Source organism: Ralstonia sp. NFACC01 (assembly GCF_900115545.1).
Lineage (GTDB): Bacteria > Pseudomonadota > Gammaproteobacteria > Burkholderiales > Burkholderiaceae > Ralstonia > Ralstonia mojiangensis.
Genome location: NZ_FOWV01000003.1, coordinates 83834 through 103288 on the forward strand (window position 1 = coordinate 83834; position 19455 = coordinate 103288).

The window sequence follows — 19455 nt, forward strand, 5'->3', positions numbered from 1 at the left end:
TTTTACTTTTCGGTTTCGACGAGGCCCTTCACAAACCACCGCTGCATGCCGATCACGATTGCCGCAGGCGGCAACATGGCCAGCATCACGGTGGCCATCAGCAGGTTCCAGTCGGTGGCGGAATCGCCGGAGCGGGAGATCATTTGCGTCACGCCCAGCACGATGGGCGTCATGTTCTTCTCGGTCGTGATCAAGAGCGGCCAGAGGTACTGGTTCCAGCCGTAAATGAACTGGATCACGAACAGCGCCGCGATGCTGGTGCGCGAGAGCGGCAGCACCACGTCCCAGAAAAATTTGAGCGGGCCGGCGCCATCGATGCGCGCAGCTTCCGCCAGTTCATCGGGAATGGTCAGGAAGAACTGCCGGAACAGGAACGTGGCCGTGGCCGACGCGATGATCGGAATCGTCATCCCAGCGTAAGTGTTCAGCATGCCGAGATCCGACACCACCTTGTATGTGGGCAGGATCCGCACTTCCACCGGAAGCATCAGCGTGACGAAGATGAGCCAGAAGAACGTCTTGCGCAGCGGGAACTTGAAATAGACGATCGCGAAGGCCGAGATGATGGAAATCGCGATCTTCCCGAGCGAAATGCCCAGCGCCATGATCAGGCTGTTCATGAGCATGGTGCCGACAGGCGTGGCCGAGTTGCCCATGCCCGACGTGAGCACCGTGCGGTAGTTTTCGATGAGGTGCGGACCAGGAATCAGCGTCATCGGCGCCTGCAGCACGTCTTCGGCCGTCAACGACGACGCGACGAATACGACGTACACCGGAAACGCCACGACGATCACGCCGAGAATCAGCACGACGTGGGTGAGGAAGTCCAGGAATGGACGGCGTTCAATCATGGTGCGGATGCCCTCCTTTCAGTATTGGACTTTGCGTTCAACGTAACGGAACTGGACGATCGTCAGCACGATCACCAGGCCCATGAGGATCACCGACTGAGCGGCCGATCCACCGATATCGAGACCGCGCACGCCGTCTTGATAGACCTTGAACACCAGCGTCTCCGTCGCCTTGAACGGGCCGCCCTGCGTGACCGAATCGATGATGGCGAAGGTGTCGAAGAACGCGTACACGACGTTCACCACCATCAGGAAGAACGTGGTGGGCGATAGCAGCGGAAAAACGATCGACCAGAAGCGCTTCCACGGCCCGGCACCGTCAATGGCGGCCGCTTCGATCAGCGACTTCGGGATGCTCTGCAGCCCCGCCAGGAAGAAGAGGAAGTTGTAGCTGATCTGCTTCCACGCCGCGATGATGACCACCAGCGTGAGCGCCTGCCCGCCGTTGAGCACGAAGTTCCAGTCCACGCCCATCTTGCGGATCACGAACGACACGATACCCAGCGAGGGGTTGAAGAGGAAGCTCCATAGCACGCCCGCCACGGCCGGCGCAATGGCGTACGGCCAGATCAGCAAGGTCTTGTAGAACGTGGCGCCACGCAGCGCGCGATCGGCAAAATACGCCAGTGCCAGCGAGGTGCCGAGACCCACCAGCGCGACGCCGATGGCGAATACCGCCGTGGTCTGGAACGACCCGAGGTAAGTCGGATCGTTGAAGAGGTCACGAAAGTTCTCCAGCCCCACGAATTCGAGGTTGATGCCAAAAGCATCCTGGCGCAGCAGCGACTGATACAGCGCTTGCCCCGCGGGCCAGAAGAAGAACACCAGAGTGATGACGATCTGCGGGGCAACCAGCACATACGGCAGCCAGCGCGACCGAAAAACGACGCGTTTTTCCATGCGACATTCCAAAAACGCACCGCCGGCCTGTGCGAGCGCACGAGGCCGGCGGTTTAGACGAGCACCGAATCGGCGCTTATTCCTTGACGGTCTTCTCGAAACGGGCGAGCAGCTCGTTGCCGCGTGACACAGCCGTGTCCAGCGCTTCCTTCGGCGTCTTCTTGCCGGCCCAGACGGCTTCCAGCTCTTCGTCGATCACCTGACGGATCTGCGGGAAGTTGCCCAGACGAATGCCGCGCGACTTGTCGGTCGTCTTGACGATCATCTGCTTGACCGCCACGTCGGCACCGGGGTTCTTCTCATAGAAACCGGACTTCTTCGTCAGCTCATACGCTTCCAGGGTAACGGGCAGATAACCCGTCGACTGGTGCCAGTCGGCCTGCACTTCCGGACGTGACAGGAACGTGAAGAACTTCGCCACGCCCTTGTACTCCTCAGCCTTGTGACCGCCCATCACCCACAGCGAAGCCCCGCCGATGATCGTGTTCTGAGGGGCACCCGCCACGCCGGCTTCGTACGGCAGCGGGGCCGGGCTGAAGTTGAACTTGGCGTTCTTGCGGATGTTCGCCAGCGCTGCCGACGAACCCGTGTGCATGGCGCACTCACCCGCGATGAACTTCGCCTTCGGCTCGTCCTTGCGGCCGGCGTAGGTGAAGTAGCCCTTCTTCTCCATGTCGAGCAGGTTCTCGATGTGCTTGATCTGCACGGGGCCATTGAAGTTCAAGCGAGCCTTTGCTCCGCCAAAACCGTTGTTCTCGGTAGCGAACGATACGTTGTGCCAGGCCGAGAAGCTTTCCAGATGCACCCACGACTGCCAGTCGGTCGTGTAGCCGCAGGCCACGCCCGCGGCCTTCAGCTTGGCCGCGTCGACAGCCACTTCCTGCCACGTTGCGGGCGGCTTGTTCGGGTCAAGGCCGGCCTTCTTGAAGGCGTCCTTGTTGTAATACATGATCGTCGTCGAGCTGTTGAACGGGAACGACAGCATCTCGCCCTTGTTCGACGTGTAGTAACCCGCCACGGCCGGCACGTAGGCCTTCGGGTCAAACTTCTCGCCGGCGTCCTTCATGATCTTGGCGACCGGCACAATGGCGCCCTTGGCGTTCATCATGGTGGCGGTACCCACCTCGAACACTTGCAGAATGGCCGGTGCGTTGCCCGCGCGGAAGGCCGCGATGCCCGCAGCCAGCGATTCATCGTACTGGCCCTTGTAGACCGGCACGATCTTGTAGTCAGACTGGCTGGCGTTGAACTTGGTGGCGATCTCGTTCACCTTGTCGTTCAAGGCGCCTTCCATCGAATGCCACCATTGGATTTCCGTCACTGCGTACGCGCCTTGCGCAAACGTACACGCGGCCAGTACTGCTGCCGCCCCCGCAATCTTCTTGATCGACATCATTTCTCCTTGTTTCGACCCGGCGGGCTCCCTCGCTCCGCCCACCGCGCGCCGACTGTATATGCACGGTCGGTCATTTTTATGACAGCGGGATGTTACTTCCCTTTCTGTCACAAAGAAATCGGGAAATCCCTCCAAGGTTTGGCTTGCAACGGCCGTTAGAATGATTCAAGACACTCTCTTTTGCACGCGCAGCATGCTCGCCCAACCCACCACTCCTGCCGCTCCGGACTCGCCTGAAACCACGCCCGTCATCGCCGAGCGGCGAGTTCCGCTGGCCCTGCATCAACTCTCGGATGATGCACTGCGCAATATCACCGGCGTCTTTACCGACGTGGATGGCACCCTCACTACGAGGGGTAAGCTCCCCGCGCAGACGTACTCGGCGCTGGAGCGTTTGCATCGTGCCGGCATCAGGGTCGTGCCGGTCACCGGCCGCTCGATTGCCTGGTGCGAAGTCATTGCGCGGCTGTGGCCCGTCGATGCCGTGATCGGCGAGAACGGCGCGTTTGCCATGCGCGTCGATTCGCGCGGGCACCTGGCAACCGACTTTGTTGACGACGCCCAAACGCGCGCGCGCAATCTGGAGCGCATCCGTGAAGTCGGCGCAGAGATTCGGCGTGCGGTGCCGGGTTCAGCGCTGGCAACGGACCAGGCCTGGCACGCAGCGGATCTCGCTGTCGATCATGCTGAGCAGGTCCCGCCGCTGCCGCAGCACGCCGTGCAGCACATCGTCGACATCATGCGCACGCACGGCATGCATGCCACGGTCAGTTCGATTCACGTGAACGGCTGGTTCGGCAAGCACGACAAGCTGAACGCCAGCGTGTCGCTCGCACGCCGCGCATTCGGTATCGACTTGCATGCTGAACGCGAAAGCTGGGTGTTCGTGGGCGACTCTGCCAACGATGCTGCAATGTTCGAGTTCTTCCCGCTCTCGGTGGGTGTGGCCAATGTGCTGGACGTGATCGATGCGCTGCCCGTGCCGCCCGCTTACCTTACTGAGGGTGAAGGCGGCGGCGGCTTTGCCGAAGTCGCCGAACGCATCCTTGAGGCGCGCTCCCTCGCCCTGCCCGCACCGCACGGCTGACCCGGACATCTTTGCACCGCAACACGACGTGGAGCTTCTGCGGCGCTTGCCGCACGCGGCACGCCGCTTGCGCCGAAATTGGGCGTTGCACCGCCTTGCACCATGTGACGGCCTCATATCGGTGCATGCGGTGCCAACGCCTTTTCTACGCAACCGACAGGAGCCCTCCATGCAAACACAGAAACTGCGCCAGCGTTTTGAACATGCGGAAAGCACCATCGCCGAACTGGCCCGGACCTGCGCCTCGCACAAGGACGTGCCTGACTCGCTGAAGCAATCGATCCAGCAACTGGACGACCAGGCCCGCCAATGCCACTCGCGGCTGGAAGGCGCTGAAGACCAGCAGACTTTCGTAGAAGCCATCGACAAGTTGGAAGCCTGTTCCGACCGCGCGAAGATGGCCTGCCAGAACGCCACTGGCAAGGTGGACCATTCCGTGGAATCTGCCGTGATGCGCGCGCATGAAGAACTGTCGCAGCTGAAGCACAAGCTGCACTAAGCACGGCACGCATTCGCGACACAAAAAAAGGGGCGGACTCCCTTATCGGAAATCCGCCCAATCCCAATCGCCAAGCTCGACGATATTCGGTGGACTGGCCCTGCTGACGGCGCGTCAGTCGAAGCCAAGCTCCTGCAATTTGCGTGTGATGGTGTTGCGGCCGATGCCCAGGCGTGTTGCCGCCTCGACACGGCGCCCGCGCGTAACACCAAGCGCAGCCTCCAGAATTGCCTTTTCGAAGCGACGCGTAAGCGCGTCCATCACGTCAGGTTGGCCCGCCTCGAGCATGGCCTTGGCCTCGCCTGCGAGCGCGCGCTCCCAGCCTGCGGCGATGGATGCGCCCACTGAAGTCGTCGAAAGCAACGCATCGACCGACGGCGCAACACCATACGGTTCCCCACCATGCGACGGCTCGCCGATGAAGGCCGGGCGCGCCTGGGCATCGCCCATGGCAGGCAGCATCTGCGCGTTGCCTCGCACCAGATCGGCGGGCAGATCCTTGCTTTCAATGGTCTGCGCCGGCGCCATCACGGTCAGCCAGTTGCAGAGGTTTTCCAGTTGCCGCACGTTGCCCGGGAACGGCAGCGTGGCGATATGCGCCAGCGCATCGTCCGACATACGCTTGGGCTCCACGCCCAGTTCCTTGGCGCTCTTCTGCAGGAAATGGCGCGCGAGCAGCGTGATGTCTTCCGGACGTTCACGCAGCGCCGGCAAGCGCAGACGGATCACGTTCAGGCGGTGAAACAAGTCCTCGCGGAACAGGCCGTCCTTGACGCGCGTTTCAAGATTCTGGTGCGTCGCCGCGATGACGCGCACGTTGGCCTTGAGCGGGTTGTGACCGCCCACGCGATAGAAGTGTCCGTCCGACAGTACGCGCAGCAACCGCGTCTGCAGATCGAACGGCATGTCGCCGATTTCATCGAGGAACAGCGTGCCGCCCTCGGCTTGCTCGAAGCGCCCGCGGCGCATGGTCTGCGCGCCGGTAAAGGCGCCGCGTTCATGGCCGAACAGCTCGGATTCCAGCAGATCTTTCGGAATCGCCGCCGTATTCAGCGCGATGAAGGGGCCGCTCGCACGCGGGCTGTGCTTGTGCAGCGCCCGGGCCACCAACTCCTTACCCGTGCCAGATTCGCCGGTGATCAACACCGTCACATTGGACTGCGACAGCCGCCCGATCGCGCGGAACACGTCCTGCATGGCCGGCGCCTGCCCGAGAATCTCAGGCGCATCGCTCAGGCGATCGTCGATTTCCTCCTCGCGCAGGCTCTCTTCGAGCGCGCGGCGGATCAGCTCGACCGCGCGATCCACGTCGAACGGCTTGGCCAGGTATTCAAACGCGCCGCCCTGGAACGCCGCCACGGCGCTATCCAGGTCCGAATACGCGGTCATGATGATGACCGGCAGCCCCGGGTGCTTGGCCTTGATGGCCTGCAGCAGATCCAGCCCCGAGCCGCCCGGCATGCGGACGTCGGAGATCAGGACTTGCGGCGTTTCTTCGTCGAGCGCGTTGAGCGCATCGCGCACATTGGTAAAGCTGCGCGAGAGTAGGCTCTCACGCGCCAGCGCCTTCTCAAGGACCCAGCGGATGGATTGATCGTCGTCGACTATCCAGATTGGCTTCATGTGTTGGTTCGTCTGCTTGACTTCGTCTCGCCTGGGCCGTCTCGTGCTGCGTTGTTGAAGCTGCGACGCTTCAGTGCAGCGGCACGAGAATGCGGAAATCCGTCTGACCTGGCCTGCTCTCGCATTCGATCAGACCATCGTGCTGCTGCACGAACGTCTGCGCGAGTGTCAGGCCCAGCCCACTTCCCCCCTCCCTTCCGGACACCAGCGGGAAGAAGATTCGCTCGCGGATGTCGTCCGGGATACCAGGACCGTTGTCCACTACATGCAAGTCCAATGCCAGCTTGTAAAGACGTTTTGCAATCGTAACTTTGCGTGCGACGCGCGTGCGCAGAATGATTTCGCCGTCGCCCTGCGCAATGCGAGGGCCCAGCGCATGCGCCGCGTTGTGAACGATGTTGAGCATGGCCTGGATGAGCTGCTCCTTGTCGCCTCGAAACTCCGGCAGGCTCGCGTCGTAGTCGCGCACGATATGCAGGCCCTGCGGAAACTCCGCCAGCACGACCGAACGCACACGCTCGAGCACCTCGTGGATGTTCACATCGCCAACGATATGGGGATGCCGGTGCGGTTCTAGCAGGCGGTCGACCAGCGTCTGCAACCGGTCGGATTCCTTGATGATGACTTGCGTGTACTCGCGCAGCGAGCGCTCCGGCAGCTCGAACTCCAGCAACTGCGCCGCGCCGCGAATGCCGCCCAACGGGTTCTTGATCTCGTGCGCAAGGTTGCGGATCAGTTCCTTGTTGGCGGAGGTCAGGTCGAGCAGACGCTCTTCGCGCTCGCTGCGGATCTTCTGCTCATTGGGCAGAAGCTCAAGCAGCACCGAGCCCGGCGCAAAGTCGAGCGCGCCCACGACGGCATGCGCATGCAGCGGCTCATGGCCCACCCGGTCGAGGGACACGTCGCGCCGCTTGGCGTCGAACTGGCGAGCTGCCACGGTGGCGATCATCTCGGCCAGCTCCGACGGATCGGCAAACAGCTCGTACAGCGACATCTCCACCAACTGGCGGCGGGACACGGCCAGTGCGGCTTCAGCGGCGGGATTGGCGTAGAAGATCGTCAGCGCCGGATGGCGGACGAAGAGGATGGGATTGGGCACCGCGTCGAGCCCGGGGAACGATGGCGGTGCACCATGGGAAAACGGAATTGGCGGAGGCCCGTCGATGGGCTCGCCTACGGAGACCTCCAACCCAGGGGCGGAGGCTGACGGCGCGGATGGCGTCGTCTGTTCCTGTTCATCGCGGCGTGCCGCTTTGCGGATCAGTCGACGCATGGTTTATCTAGTCCTTGAGATTGCCCAGCTCCCGGCGGATGGAATCGACATTGGCCTGGCTGCGCTCGATGTCGCCCTTCAACTGCGCGGTGCGGTCCAGATACTTCTGATAGTTACGTTCGTTGCCCTGGCGCTCGGGCTGACCGTTGTTGTATTCGGTCTTCAACGCCTGGAGCTTGCGCTCCTCGTCTGCCAGCTCGGCCTCCAGCACCTGACGGCGTTCGCCGTCACGTGCCTTCTGCGTAGCGTTGTCCACGCGGGGGAAACCGCCACCTGCATTGTTTTGCGCCGGTGCGGGTGCCGCTCCTGCACTGCGCGGGCTGCGCGTGCCGGGGACGGTTACCACATCTGGCAGCGTCAACTTCTTGCAGCCTTTCACGTTGCCGCTGTTGCGGTACTCCGGCACGCCATTCGGGCCGGTGCACAGATAAACATCATCAGCGTACGCGGGTGCCTGCACGGACAGCATGGCAAACACCGCGGCGGCGGCAAGCAGTCCGGATGCGATGCGTGGGGAAGGACGGAACATGAATGGAACCTGGCGGATACGTCGATCGGGCGCCGGAGTCCGGCGGACGCTCATTCTAGCCACAAAACTCCGCTTCATAAAAAGGAAGGGCGACCTGCGCCGCCCCTCCTCTCATAACCGTCTCTTCGCCCCGACATATCGCTCGGGGCGCTCGCAGATTACAGCGAGTAGTACATCTCGAACTCGAGCGGGTGCGTCGTCATGCGGAAGCGCGTGACTTCTTCCATCTTCAGTTCGATGTAGGCGTCGAGCATGGCGTTGGAGAACACACCACCGCGGGTCAGGAACTCGCGATCCTTGTCCAGGTACTCCAGAGCCTGATCCAGGCTCGAGCACACGGTCGGGATCTTTGCGTCTTCTTCCGGCGGCAGGTCGTACAGGTTCTTGTCGGCAGCTTCGCCCGGGTGGATCTTGTTCTGCACGCCGTCCAGGCCGGCCATCAACAGAGCCGAGAAGCCCAGGTACGGGTTCATCAGCGGATCCGGGAAGCGCGTTTCGATACGGCGGCCCTTCGGGTTCGCAACGTACGGAATACGGATCGAAGCCGAACGGTTGCGAGCCGAGTAAGCCAGCTTGACCGGAGCTTCAAAGCCCGGCACCAGACGCTTGTACGAGTTCGTACCCGGGTTGGTCAGGGCGTTCAGCGCGCGGGCGTGCTTGATGATGCCGCCGATGTAGTACAGCGCGAATTCCGACAGGCCGGCATAGCCGTTGCCTGCGAACAGGTTCTGGCCGTCCTTCCACACGGATTGGTGCACGTGCATGCCCGAACCGTTATCGCCCACGACCGGCTTCGGCATGAACGTGGCGGTCTTGCCGTACGTGTGCGCGACGTTCTGGATCACGTACTTTTGCAGTTGGGTCCAGTCGGCGCGTTGCACCAGCGTGCTGAACTTCGTGCCGATTTCGTTCTGACCTTGGCCCGCCACTTCGTGGTGGTGCACTTCAACCGGAATGCCCAGCGATTCCAGGATCAGGCACATTTCCGAGCGCATGTCTTGGAAGGTGTCGATCGGGGCAACCGGGAAGTAGCCGCCCTTCTTGCCCGGACGGTGACCCGAGTTGCCGTGTTCGAAGTCCTTGCCCGACGACCACGGAGCTTCTTCGGAATGGATCTTCACGAAGCAACCCTGCATGTCGATGTTCCAGGTCACGCCGTCGAAGATGAAGAATTCGGGTTCCGGACCAAAGTAGGCGGTGTCGCCCAGGCCCGTGCTCTTCAGATAGGCTTCAGCGCGCTTGGCGATCGAGCGCGGGTCGCGGTCGTAGCCCTTGCCGTCCGACGGCTCGACCACGTCGCAGGTCAGGACCAGGGTCGGCTCTTCGTAGAACGGGTCGATGTGTGCGGTGTTTGCATCCGGCACCAGCAGCATGTCCGACGCTTCAATGCCTTTCCAGCCGGCGATCGACGAGCCGTCGAATGCGTGGCCGCTTTCGAACTTGTCTTCGTCGAAGTGCGAAACGGGGACCGAGACGTGCTGCTCCTTACCCTTGGTATCGGTGAAGCGGAAATCGACGAACTTGACGTCGTTTTCCTTCACGAGCTTCATCACGTCTGCAATGCTTTGGGACATGCCATTCTCCTGGTAGCGCAATAACGCAAAGTATTGTGAGCCGGTTGTGTGACGGATCGCTGCACATCGGCTGCAACTCGCCCTCACTCCGAAACATCTTCTTTCCAGCAAGGTCGTCCGACAAACGGACGCCCCCGAAAAAGACCGCGGGAATCTTAGCAGAAACTATGCCAATTCCGGCCCGACAATGGGCAAGCACTCCCGCAAACAGTGCAGTGCCGCGCCAACCCATGTCTGACACGGTGCGTGCTCCCGCAATCCAGCCGAACGGTGTCAGGCAAAATCCTCGCCCATGTGAGCAAGGCTGTTCAAGTAGCATAGTCAACGCACGAAAAAGGTGCATAAAAACCCAACTCGCACCGCTGTAGTGCGTTAAGGCTGTGCCCGCACCGTTTGGGTGATTTCCGCCCGACCGATGTGACGGCAGCGCTAAAATGATTGTTTCCCATTTCACACGCTCAATCGCCATGACTGCCACTACGCTCACTCGCGAGTCCCTGCTCGAGGCCGCCGCCGCTCGCCGCGAGGCAGATCAGCTGCCGTACTTTGGCGCGCTGTCGCCGCAAGAGACTGCCGCGCTGTTGGCCGCCGACCCGCAAGCGCGGCTCGTGGACGTGCGCACGCGTGCCGAACTCGACTGGGTTGGCACGCCGGACGTTTCGCCAAGCCAGTTTGTGCATGTGGAGTGGAATCAGTATCCGGGCGGCGTGCGCAACGCCAATTTCCTGAGCGCGCTGGAAGCCGCCGTGCCGAAGGACGTGCCCGTGTTGTTCCTATGCCGGAGCGCCGCGCGCTCCAAGCATGCAGCGGCGGCGGCCGCGCAGGCGGGTTATGCGGCAGCGATGGATGTGCTCGAAGGTTTTGAGGGCGCCAAAGACACCGAGGGCCATCGCAAGACCGTGGAAGGCTGGTGCTTCCGGGGCCTGCCCTGGCATGGCGCCTGAGGCACGCCGCTGAACGTCAGGACGCCGTGGGGGCGTCCGCCTCGAAAATCTCGCCGCCAAGCGCCAGCGCGCCCTCTCGCAGCAGCACATAGGCGCGTGCCACGGCTTCCGGTGAACCTTTAACGCCCAGGTCGATGTGCGAGCGGGCGTAGCGCTCCCCGCGCGCGGCATCGCCCACGCTGGGCAGGCTGAAGACCTTCACGCCATCGAACTCGGCTTCGACGCGCTCCATCAGCGGTGTGAGCCGCGACTCCGGCAGGCCGAACACCAGGAACGAGCGCTCTTCGCGCGGCGCGCGGTGAAATTGATCGGCGTAATAAGTGTCGAGCACCCACTCCATCATCGGCCACGCCATCACCGGAAAACCCGGCATGAAATGGTGATGCGCCACGGAGAAACCGGGGATGCGGTTGTAGCTGTTCGGGATGATGCGTGCGCCCTGCGGAAACTCGCCCATCTTGAAGCGGTGCTGGTTTTCGGGCGTGGAGACATCTGCCTTGACCGGGTCACCGTTGGCCGACTCGGAAATGCGCAACGTGATCTGCTCGCGCGCTTCCGGATGCAGCTCCAGCGGCACGCCCAGCGCAGCAGCTGCGCATTGGCGTGTGTGGTCATCGGGCGTCGCGCCGATACCGCCAGTGCAGAACACCACGTCGTCGCTGGCGAAGGTACGCTTGAGCACGCTGGTGATGCGCGCGGGTTGGTCGCCGACGTATTCCGCCCACTCCAACGCCAGGCCGCGCTCGCCGAGCACTTCGATCAGCTTGCGCAGGTGTTTGTCTTCGCGGCGACCGGAGAGAATCTCGTCGCCGATGATGATCATGCCGAAAGCCATGTCAGTTCCGATGGTTTCTGATTATTCGCGAGGCAATTCAATGGTAGTGACCTCGATCTCGATGGCCTCGACCATGCGCGCAGGCGGCGCTTCAGCACGAAGGCGTGTGAGCGCGCGCAAGCAGAAATGGCCGAACCACAGCGCCGAGAAAATGAAGATCAGTACGTACAGCCAGATGACGGCGATGGCGATAATCGGGAACAGCACAATCGTCACCACCGACGACACCCACAGCAGCGTTGGCGCCGAGCCCAGCATGCCCACCGCCACGCCAATGCCCAGGAGCGGCAGCCGGTAGCGCTGCATGATCGCGCGGCGCTCTTCGGCCGTTGCGTGGTCAGCCAACGCGTCGTACGTCATCAAACGGTACGTGAGCCAACCCCACAGCAATGGGGGAATCAGTGCAAAAAACGGGGGGATCAGCCACAACGGCAGCGTGACGATCGCCACCAGAATGACCACCAGCGTGCATAGCAGCGCATGCGTCAGGCTGCCCAGCACCGACCCGCCCTTGCGACGCTCAAGCTGCGGATAGCTGCGATCAAGAAAACGCATGACCACCGGCACCGATGCCACGCTCACCAGCACAAGGATTGATACGACAATCACAGGCACCAGCAAGGTGATCACGAGCAGCGGCGCAATGGCCGACCACAATCCGGCCATGCCGATGGCGTTGAGGCCGCTCTTGATCCAGCCCATGAAGGCCCAGCCTTCCACGGCGTTGCGGGCCATGCCGTTCATGGCATCCCAGCCGAAATACAGCACCCCTCCCCAGACCACCACGGCCACGACGAAAGGCAGGACCGTCAGGAACAGCATGCGCGGATGCAGTTGCGAGAGCAGCGCCCGGCCAAATGAGCGAATCAGGTCGTTCATGCAGAAATCGGGAAATCAGGGAGCGAACAGCCTAGCACAGCGTGCAGAAATGACGCTGGCGCCGTCGCGCGTGAGCTTTACGCCCGGCCGAACAAGCGCTTGAGGCCAAGCCACTGCTGACGCAGCACGCCGCGCCCGTAGTCGCGCGAGCGCCCTTGCGGTGCGGGAAGTTGATCGCGGATACCGGTGGCGTGATACTCGGGCGAGAAGATGGCGGTGCCGAACAGCATGTCCCACCACGGGAACAGCACGCCAAAGTTGCAGCCGCCCAGCACGCCCGGCTTGCCCGGCACTTCATGGCCCAGCCCAATCGCGTGATGCAACCGATGGAAGCGTGGCGAGATCAGCAGCCGGTCGCCCAGCCACCCGAAATGCAACCGCACGTTGGCGTGCTGCAGGCTCTGCAGCAATTGCGAAATGGCAACCAACAGAACGTACTGCGAAGGCTCAACCCCGATGACCAGCGCCGCGACGGCAAACACCGCACCACGCAGTACATCATCGAGGATGTGGTTGCGGTCATCGGACCACAGCGTCATCTGCTGCTGGCTGTGATGCAGCGAATGCAGGTTCCACCACCAGTGAAATTTGTGTGAGAGGCGGTGATACCAGTAGTCGAGCAGGTCGAACAACACCAGATAGATCAGAAAGCTGACGACGGCGACGGACGTGACGCCTGGCCACCAGTCTTCCACGTTCAGATGCGCCCAGCCCCAGAAGCGCAGCTTGCCGTCAAGGTCGTCGACCAGCGGCTGCAGCGTGAAAAACATCAGCAACGGGAAGAAACCCAGGCGGTGAAAGAGCGTGTAGAAAATGTCGGCACGCACGGCCTTGCGATCTTGCAGCGGCTCCACCGGGCGCCAGCGTTCCAGCGGACGGAAGATCAGCAGCAGCACCGCGATCTGCACCAGCCCCATCAGCAGCCATTCCGTGCCGGGATAGGCATCTTCAACGTAACCACCCAGGCCGACGGCATAGGTGATCGGCATCACGAGGTGCTGGAAGAGCACGTCCTGCGCTTGCGTGAAGGTGTCGGCGATCCAGTCAAACATGTCAGCGGGCCGCAGTGTGTGCCGGGTGGGCAGCAAACCACGCTTGGTACTGCGGATGATCGCGCAGCGTAGCGAAGCAGAAACCCTTGCGTTCCAGGCCGGTGATCAACGGCTCCAGATCCGCGGGCGCCCACGGATCCTTGCGCGACCAGATTCCCAGATGCGCCATGGTGATGTCGCCATCGCGCAAGTTGGACAGCGCCTTCTGCAGCAACGCGTCGTTCGGATAGCGCTCGGACGGCAACTCATCACCCAGGAAACCGGCGGGCGCCCATGCAACGTGGGCGAACCCGCATTGCTTGGCCCAGGCCTCGGTCGTCGCAGAAAGATGACCACCCGGCGCACGCCACAGCGGATCCATCGGCTGACCGGTCATGGCCTTGAAGCGCTCGGCGCTGTGTTTCAGTTCCGCACAGAACTCAGGCTCGCCCCACACGACATTACGGCCGCCCTGCTCGCCAAACTGCGGGCGGAAGCGGACCTTGCCCGCACCCGCCTCGCCCTTGTAATAGACGTGATCGAAGGTGTGCGTACCGAAGGCGTGGCCGTCGGCAGCAAGCGATTTCCAATACGGTGCCCAGCCGTCATCCAGCGTGCTGTCGCCGTGGATGGTTTTCTCGTTGGCCAGGAAAAACGTGGCGTGAATGCGATGGCGGCGCAGCGTGTCGGCAATCAACTGCGCCTGGCTCATGCTGCCGGTGTCGAATGTCAGGTAGACGGTGCCTTTGCACGCGCCGGCATTCACGCCACCGGGCGCAGCCGTGGCCAGCGCACATAGCGCCAGCGCAGCCGAGGCCGCTACAGCACGCAACATCGACAGGCCGGATTTCATCGTCGTCGTTTCGTCACGCTCAAATCAGCGGAGCGCGCGTGCGGAAGTAAATACCGTGCGGCGAGCGCCCAACCTTGATCTCTTCCACCACCTTGCGGCTTGCCACGTCGACAATCGCCACGCGCTTGGCCCAGCGGCAGGTCACCCACAGTTGCTTGCCGTCGGCGGTCAACTCCATGTCGTCGGGGCCGGGCGGGAGGCCCGTGATGTCGCCCACCTTGGTCAGCGTTTGCTGATCGATGATGCTGATCGTGCCCGACACGCGGTTCGACAGGAACAAGTGGCGCTTGTCACCCAGCGCGCGGAAGTTGTGCGCGCCCTTGCCGGTCGGGATGCGCTTGACGCTGGTGCGGTTGTGCCAGTCGATCACTTCGACGTAATCGGCGCCGGTCATGCCAACCAGCAGGTATTTCTGATCGGTCGTCACCCACACGCCGGCGGGCGCGGAGCCAATGGTCATGCGCCACATGACGTTCTGCGTGGGCAGGTCGATGGCCATCACCTCGTTGGAATCCTGCACCGTGACGAACGCGATCTTGCTGTCGGCAGTGAAGGCAATGTGGCTGGGCGTCTTGGCCGCTGGAATCTGTTTGGCGATGGTCAGCGCATGGCCGTCCCAGCGGTAAATGTCGATGCGGTCCAGACGGTTGCCCGTGGTCAGAAACCACTTCTGGTCGGGCGAGAAGCCGATCTGGTACGGATCGTCGATACGCGGCACGCGCTGCTGAATCTTGCCTGTGACGGGATCGAGGAAAACGAGGTCGTTGCCGACGGCGTTGGCGACGATCAACGACTTTTCGTCAGGCGTCGCGATCAGGTGGTGCGGCTCCTTGCCGATGGGGAACGTCTCCAGCACCTTGCGGGTGTCTTTGTCGATCAAAGAGACGCTTGCGTCGCCCGAGTTGAGCACGGTGACGACTTCGGCACGCGCCGCATGCGCTGCCATCAAAGCAGCGGCCGAGAGGACAAGCGTGGAAAACCAACGGGAGGCAAACGAGGCGCGCAAGGCAGACATATCGAGAAGATTCAGCAACTTAGCCAGCCATTCTAACGCTCGCATTTACGCCGTCGCTGACACAAATCAAAAAAAGAAAGCGGGAACTTTCCCCGCTCCCAACAACGCATTGCAGCTATCGCTGCATCGATTCCCACACCTTCTGCAGCCGCTTGACCGACATCGGCACCGGCGTGCGCAGCTCCTGTGCAAACAGGGCGATGCGGAGCTCCTCCAGCATCCAGCGGAATTCCTCCATGCGCGGGTCATTGCCGCCCTGCCCTTGCACGCGCAACGCTTTTTCCGCACGTTGATATTGCTGGACGAGCGGCGCCATCTCCTGCATCCGCTGGGTGTCGCGCGTCGGGTCAGCCTTGAGCTTGTCGATGCGCAGCGCGATGCCCTTCAGGTAACGCGGGAAGTGCGCCAACTGCGCATACGGCGTCGCCTCGATAAAGCGTTTGTGCATCAGCGTCTTGAGCTGCGCGTCGATATCGGCGGTGGCGGCGGCAAATGGCTTGGCGATCTGCAGCTTGCGCGGCAGTTGCGCATATTCGGCTAGGATGGCGCCAACCAGCCGCGCAATTTCCTGCGCCAGCAACGTCAGGCGCGCACGGCTTTCGTCCTTGCGGGCACCGAAGCTGGCGTCATCGGTCGGCAGCGGGTCTTGCAGGCAGGCGCGCTCCAGCGTGGCATTCAGGATCTGGTCGCGCAGATCATCCTGCGTGCCCAAGTTCATGAACTGGATTGCCATCTGCGACAGGCCCGGGATGTTCTTTTCCAGATACTTCAACGGCTCGCGCAGCTGGATTGCGAACAACCGCCGCAAGCCCAGGTGATGGATGCGCGTGGCTTCTGCCGGATCATCGAAGACTTCCACATCGCAGTGGTCACCGGCATCGACGAGCGCCGGATAGCCGAACAGCGTCTGGCTGCCTTTGCGAACTTCCAGCAGTTCCGGCAACTCGCCGAAATTCCACGTGGTCAGGCCCGAGTAAAGTGCGGCGTTTGCCGGAGCTTCAGACTTGCCTGCCTTGCCGGGCTTGGCGCCCTCGTTCTGGGCTCCAGCCACGGCAGCGTCCTGCGCGGCGATCGACTGGAATGTCTGCTGCGCGCGGCCGCCGAGTTCCGCCCGCAACTGGGCCAGGTTGCGCCCCATGTCGAGCTGGCGACCGTGCTCGTCGATCACCTTGAAGTTCATGAAGTGATGCGCAGGCAGCGTCTCGAGCTTGAAGTCGGCACGCTTGAGCGCGATGCCAGTCTGCTCGCGCACATCGGCGATCAAGCGGTCCAGCAACTCGCCATCCCCCAACCGCACGCGCGAGACGAACCCCGCGGCGTAGTCCGGCAGCGGCACGCAGTGGCGGCGCAGCTTCTGCGGCAGGCTTTTCAAGAGCAGATGCACCTTCTCCTTGAGCATGCCCGGCACCAGCCATTCGGTACGCTGCGCGGGCACCTGGTTGAGCGCGTACAGCGGCACTGTGAGCGTCACGCCATCGCGCGGGCTGCTGGGCTCGAAGTGGTACGTCAAGCCCATGTCGATGCCGGCAATCGGCAGCATCTTCGGGAACAGCTCGGTCGTGATGCCGGCCGCCTCATGCCGCATCAGGTCATCGCGATTCAGGTACAAAAGCTTCTGGCCGCTCTTGCCGCCCGCGCTGGCGGCTTCGGCATACCAGCGCTCGAACGAGACAGTGTTGTAGATGTCCGCCGGAATCTGGCTGTCGTAGAACGCGTAGATCAGCTCGTCGTCCACCAGCACGTCTTGTCGACGTGACTTGTGTTCGAGGTTTTCGATCTCGCGCACCAGGCGCTGGTTGTGCGTGAAGAACGGCAGACGCGTTTCGAATTCGCCATCGACCAGCGCGCGGCGGATGAACATCTCGCGCGCTTCCTTCGGCTGCATCGGCCCGAAGTGCACGCGGCGCTGCTGATAGACCGGCAGCCCGTACAGCGTGCCACGCTCAAAGGCCATCACCTGCCCGGCCTTCTTTTCCCAGTGCGGATCGCTCCACGACACCTTCAACAGATGCGCGCCGACCTTCTCCACCCATTCGGGCTCGATACGTGCCAGCGTGCGACCGAACAGGCGGCTGGTTTCGATCAGTTCGCCACCCACGACCCACTTGCCCGCCTTGCGCGCAATGACCGAACCCGGCCACAGGAAGAACTTGATACCACGCGCGCCGAGGTATTCCCGGCCTTTCCCATCCGCCTCTTCGATGCGCACACCGATGTTGCCGAGCAAGCCCGTCAACAGTGCCAGATGCAACTGCTCATACGTCGGATCGGATTCGTTGAGCTTCCAGCCCTGCTCCGCCACCGTGGTATGCAACTGCGAATGCACGTCGCGCCATTCACGCAGCCGCACATGCGACAGGAAATGCGCGCGGCACTGATCCTGCAATTGTTTGTTCGACTTCTTGTGCGCGATGGCCTCTTCAAACCATTTCCACAGCTTCACCCAGCCGAGGAACTCCGATTTCTCATCGGCAAACTGGCGATGCGCCTGATCAGCCTGCTGTTGGAGTTCTTGCGGGCGCTCGCGCGGGTCTTGCACGGACAAGGCGCTCGCGATGATCAGCATCTCGCGCAGGCACTGGTGGTCGCGGCCGGCCAGAATCATCCGCGCTACGCGGGGGTCCAGCGGCAGGCGGGCGACCTGCTTGCCCAGCGGAGTCAACGCATTTTCATCGTCGACGGCGCCGAGCTCTTGCAAGAGCTGGTAGCCGTCGGCAATTGCGCGGCCAAGCGGCGGCTCGATGAAGGGGAACTGCTCGACATCCGTCAGCCGCAGCGCCTTCATGCGCAGGATGACCGCCGCCAGCGACGAACGCAGGATTTCCGGATCGGTGAAACGCGGCCGCGCAATGAAATCCGCCTCTTCATACAAGCGGATGCAAACGCCGTCGGCCACCCGGCCGCATCGACCGGCACGCTGGTTGGCCGCGGCCTGCGACACCGGCTCGATCTGCAGTTGCTCGACCTTGTTGCGATAGGAATAGCGCTTCACGCGCGCCAGCCCCGTATCAACAACGTAGCGAATGCCCGGCACCGTGAGCGAGGTCTCGGCCACGTTCGTCGCCAGCACGATGCGCCGGGCGTTGGACGGCCGGAACACACGCTCCTGCTCCTGCACGGACAAGCGCGCAAACAGCGGCAGGATCTCGGTATGCGCGGGATGGTGCTTGCGCAGCGCCTCGGCAGCCTCGCGAATCTCGCGCTCGCCGGGCAGGAAGATGAGCACGTCGCCCGGGCCTTCGCGGGCAAGCTCATCCACCGCATCGACGAGCGCTTCGTAGAGATCACGCTCCTTGTCCTTCTCGTCGCGCTGAATCGGACGGTAGCGCACCTCAACCGGATACAACCGACCGCTGACTTCGATGACTGGCGCTGGCCCCTTTGGGCCTGCGAAGTGCTCGGCAAACCGCTGCGCGTCGATGGTCGCCGAAGTGATGATCACCTTCAGGTCGGGCCGGCGCGGCAGAAGCTGCTTGAGATAGCCGATCAGGAAGTCGATGTTGAGGCTGCGTTCGTGCGCCTCGTCGATGATGATCGTGTCGTAGGCGCGCAGCAGCGGATCGTTCTGCGTCTCGGCCAGCAAGATGCCGTCGGTCATCAGCTTGACCGACGCACCCGCCGAGAGCGTGTCGTTAAAGCGCACCTGGAAGCCCACATGCTCGCCCACCGGCGTGCCGATTTCCTGCGCGATGCGCTTGGCCGTAGACGTCGCGGCAATCCGACGGGGCTGCGTATGCCCGATCAGCCCCGTGCCGCCCGCGCCGATACCCCGCCCGATCGACAGGCAGATTTTCGGCAACTGCGTGGTCTTGCCCGAGCCGGTCTCGCCGGAGACGATCACCACCTGATTAGCGGCGATGGCCTGAGCGATCTCGTCGCGCCGAGCCGACACGGGCAGCGCTTCGGGAAACGTGATCGGCGGGACGCGGTTCGCTCGTGCGCGGCGCGCCTCCAGCGCCGCGGCGAGTTCTTCCGGCGTGGGCTTTTGGCGGCGCTGCGGACGAGCATTGCCACCGGGCTTGCGCTCGGGCGGCGGCGTGTCTTTCGGCGATTTCTGGGAGGGCGCCGCCGGGCTTGGCCGGGGCGGCTGGGCGTGGGAATCTGACATCGGGCGGGATTATAATCCGCGCATCTTTCCTACGCCGGCCCGCGCCCCGTGCCGCTTT

Annotated in this window: 16 protein-coding genes; 3 read left to right on the forward strand and 13 right to left on the reverse strand. The window is 62.7% G+C overall.

The features are described from left to right. Nucleotides 1–2 precede the first annotated feature (2 nt). The 3 genes from ugpE to ugpB all read right to left on the reverse strand — a co-directional run bounded on the left by ugpE (nucleotide 3) and on the right by ugpB (nucleotide 3144). Nucleotides 3–851 carry a sn-glycerol-3-phosphate ABC transporter permease UgpE gene (gene ugpE / locus BM136_RS08355; protein ID WP_092971430.1) on the reverse strand — a complete coding sequence of 283 codons (849 nt, stop codon included), beginning with the start codon at nucleotides 849–851 and terminating at the stop codon, nucleotides 3–5. Between the two features lie 18 nt (nucleotides 852–869). Continuing rightward, a complete protein-coding gene (gene ugpA / locus BM136_RS08360) occupies nucleotides 870–1751 on the reverse strand; it encodes a sn-glycerol-3-phosphate ABC transporter permease UgpA (protein WP_092971431.1) in 882 nt (293 codons plus the stop codon). Nucleotides 1752–1827: 76 nt separating this feature from the next. Further along, on the reverse strand, nucleotides 1828–3144 hold the full coding sequence (gene ugpB / locus BM136_RS08365) for a sn-glycerol-3-phosphate ABC transporter substrate-binding protein UgpB (protein ID WP_092971432.1): 1317 nt from the start codon (nucleotides 3142–3144) through the stop codon (nucleotides 1828–1830). Nucleotides 3145–3340: 196 nt separating this feature from the next. Between ugpB and BM136_RS08370 the strand changes: the two genes are divergently transcribed. Together BM136_RS08370 and BM136_RS08375 are read left to right on the forward strand one after the other, a co-directional pair. Beyond that, entirely contained in the window at nucleotides 3341–4234 is an 894-nt protein-coding gene (locus BM136_RS08370; protein ID WP_092971875.1) for an HAD-IIB family hydrolase, read from the forward strand. A 169-nt stretch (nucleotides 4235–4403) separates the two neighbouring features. Continuing rightward, on the forward strand, nucleotides 4404–4733 hold the full coding sequence (locus BM136_RS08375) for a hypothetical protein (RefSeq protein WP_092971433.1): 330 nt from the start codon (nucleotides 4404–4406) through the stop codon (nucleotides 4731–4733). Between the two features lie 114 nt (nucleotides 4734–4847). Here the strand turns inward: BM136_RS08375 and ntrC are convergent, their stop codons facing one another. The 4 genes from ntrC to BM136_RS08395 form a co-directional block, all read right to left on the reverse strand. After that, nucleotides 4848–6356, reverse strand: a complete 1509-nt coding sequence (gene ntrC, locus BM136_RS08380; protein ID WP_092971434.1) for a nitrogen regulation protein NR(I) — start codon at nucleotides 6354–6356, stop codon at nucleotides 4848–4850. Nucleotides 6357–6426: 70 nt separating this feature from the next. Beyond that, nucleotides 6427–7629 (reverse strand): nitrogen regulation protein NR(II), encoded by a 1203-nt coding sequence (glnL, locus tag BM136_RS08385; protein WP_092971435.1) that lies wholly within the window; start codon nucleotides 7627–7629, stop codon nucleotides 6427–6429. Nucleotides 7630–7636: 7 nt separating this feature from the next. Next, the gene (locus BM136_RS08390) at nucleotides 7637–8158 is read right to left on the reverse strand and encodes a DUF4124 domain-containing protein (RefSeq protein WP_092971436.1); all 522 of its coding nucleotides are present in this window, start codon (nucleotides 8156–8158) and stop codon (nucleotides 7637–7639) included. 158 nt (nucleotides 8159–8316) lie between these two features. Continuing rightward, complete coding sequence (locus tag BM136_RS08395; RefSeq protein WP_027677605.1) at nucleotides 8317–9732, reverse strand: 3-hydroxylaminophenol mutase; 1416 nt, start codon at nucleotides 9730–9732, stop codon at nucleotides 8317–8319. Between the two features lie 467 nt (nucleotides 9733–10199). Between BM136_RS08395 and BM136_RS08400 the strand changes: the two genes are divergently transcribed. Then, nucleotides 10200–10676, forward strand: a complete 477-nt coding sequence (locus tag BM136_RS08400) for a rhodanese-like domain-containing protein (protein WP_092971437.1) — start codon at nucleotides 10200–10202, stop codon at nucleotides 10674–10676. Nucleotides 10677–10692: 16 nt separating this feature from the next. On the opposite strand, the gene BM136_RS08405 is transcribed toward BM136_RS08400, so the two are convergent. The 6 genes from BM136_RS08405 to hrpA form a co-directional block, all read right to left on the reverse strand. Continuing rightward, nucleotides 10693–11511, reverse strand: coding sequence for a competence/damage-inducible protein A (locus tag BM136_RS08405; RefSeq protein WP_092971438.1), 819 nt, complete (start codon nucleotides 11509–11511; stop codon nucleotides 10693–10695). Nucleotides 11512–11532: 21 nt separating this feature from the next. Continuing rightward, nucleotides 11533–12390, reverse strand: a complete 858-nt coding sequence (locus BM136_RS08410) for an EI24 domain-containing protein (RefSeq protein WP_092971439.1) — start codon at nucleotides 12388–12390, stop codon at nucleotides 11533–11535. Nucleotides 12391–12467: 77 nt separating this feature from the next. Continuing rightward, nucleotides 12468–13442, reverse strand: coding sequence for a sterol desaturase family protein (locus tag BM136_RS08415; RefSeq protein WP_092971440.1), 975 nt, complete (start codon nucleotides 13440–13442; stop codon nucleotides 12468–12470). 1 nt (nucleotide 13443) lies between these two features. Further along, nucleotides 13444–14274 (reverse strand): polysaccharide deacetylase family protein, encoded by an 831-nt coding sequence (locus BM136_RS08420; RefSeq protein ID WP_092971441.1) that lies wholly within the window; start codon nucleotides 14272–14274, stop codon nucleotides 13444–13446. A gap of 19 nt (nucleotides 14275–14293) precedes the next feature. Then, nucleotides 14294–15289 carry a YVTN family beta-propeller repeat protein gene (locus BM136_RS08425; protein ID WP_092971442.1) on the reverse strand — a complete coding sequence of 332 codons (996 nt, stop codon included), beginning with the start codon at nucleotides 15287–15289 and terminating at the stop codon, nucleotides 14294–14296. A gap of 115 nt (nucleotides 15290–15404) precedes the next feature. Further along, a complete protein-coding gene (gene hrpA / locus BM136_RS08430; protein WP_092971443.1) occupies nucleotides 15405–19397 on the reverse strand; it encodes an ATP-dependent RNA helicase HrpA in 3993 nt (1330 codons plus the stop codon). Nucleotides 19398–19455: the final 58 nt, after the last annotated feature.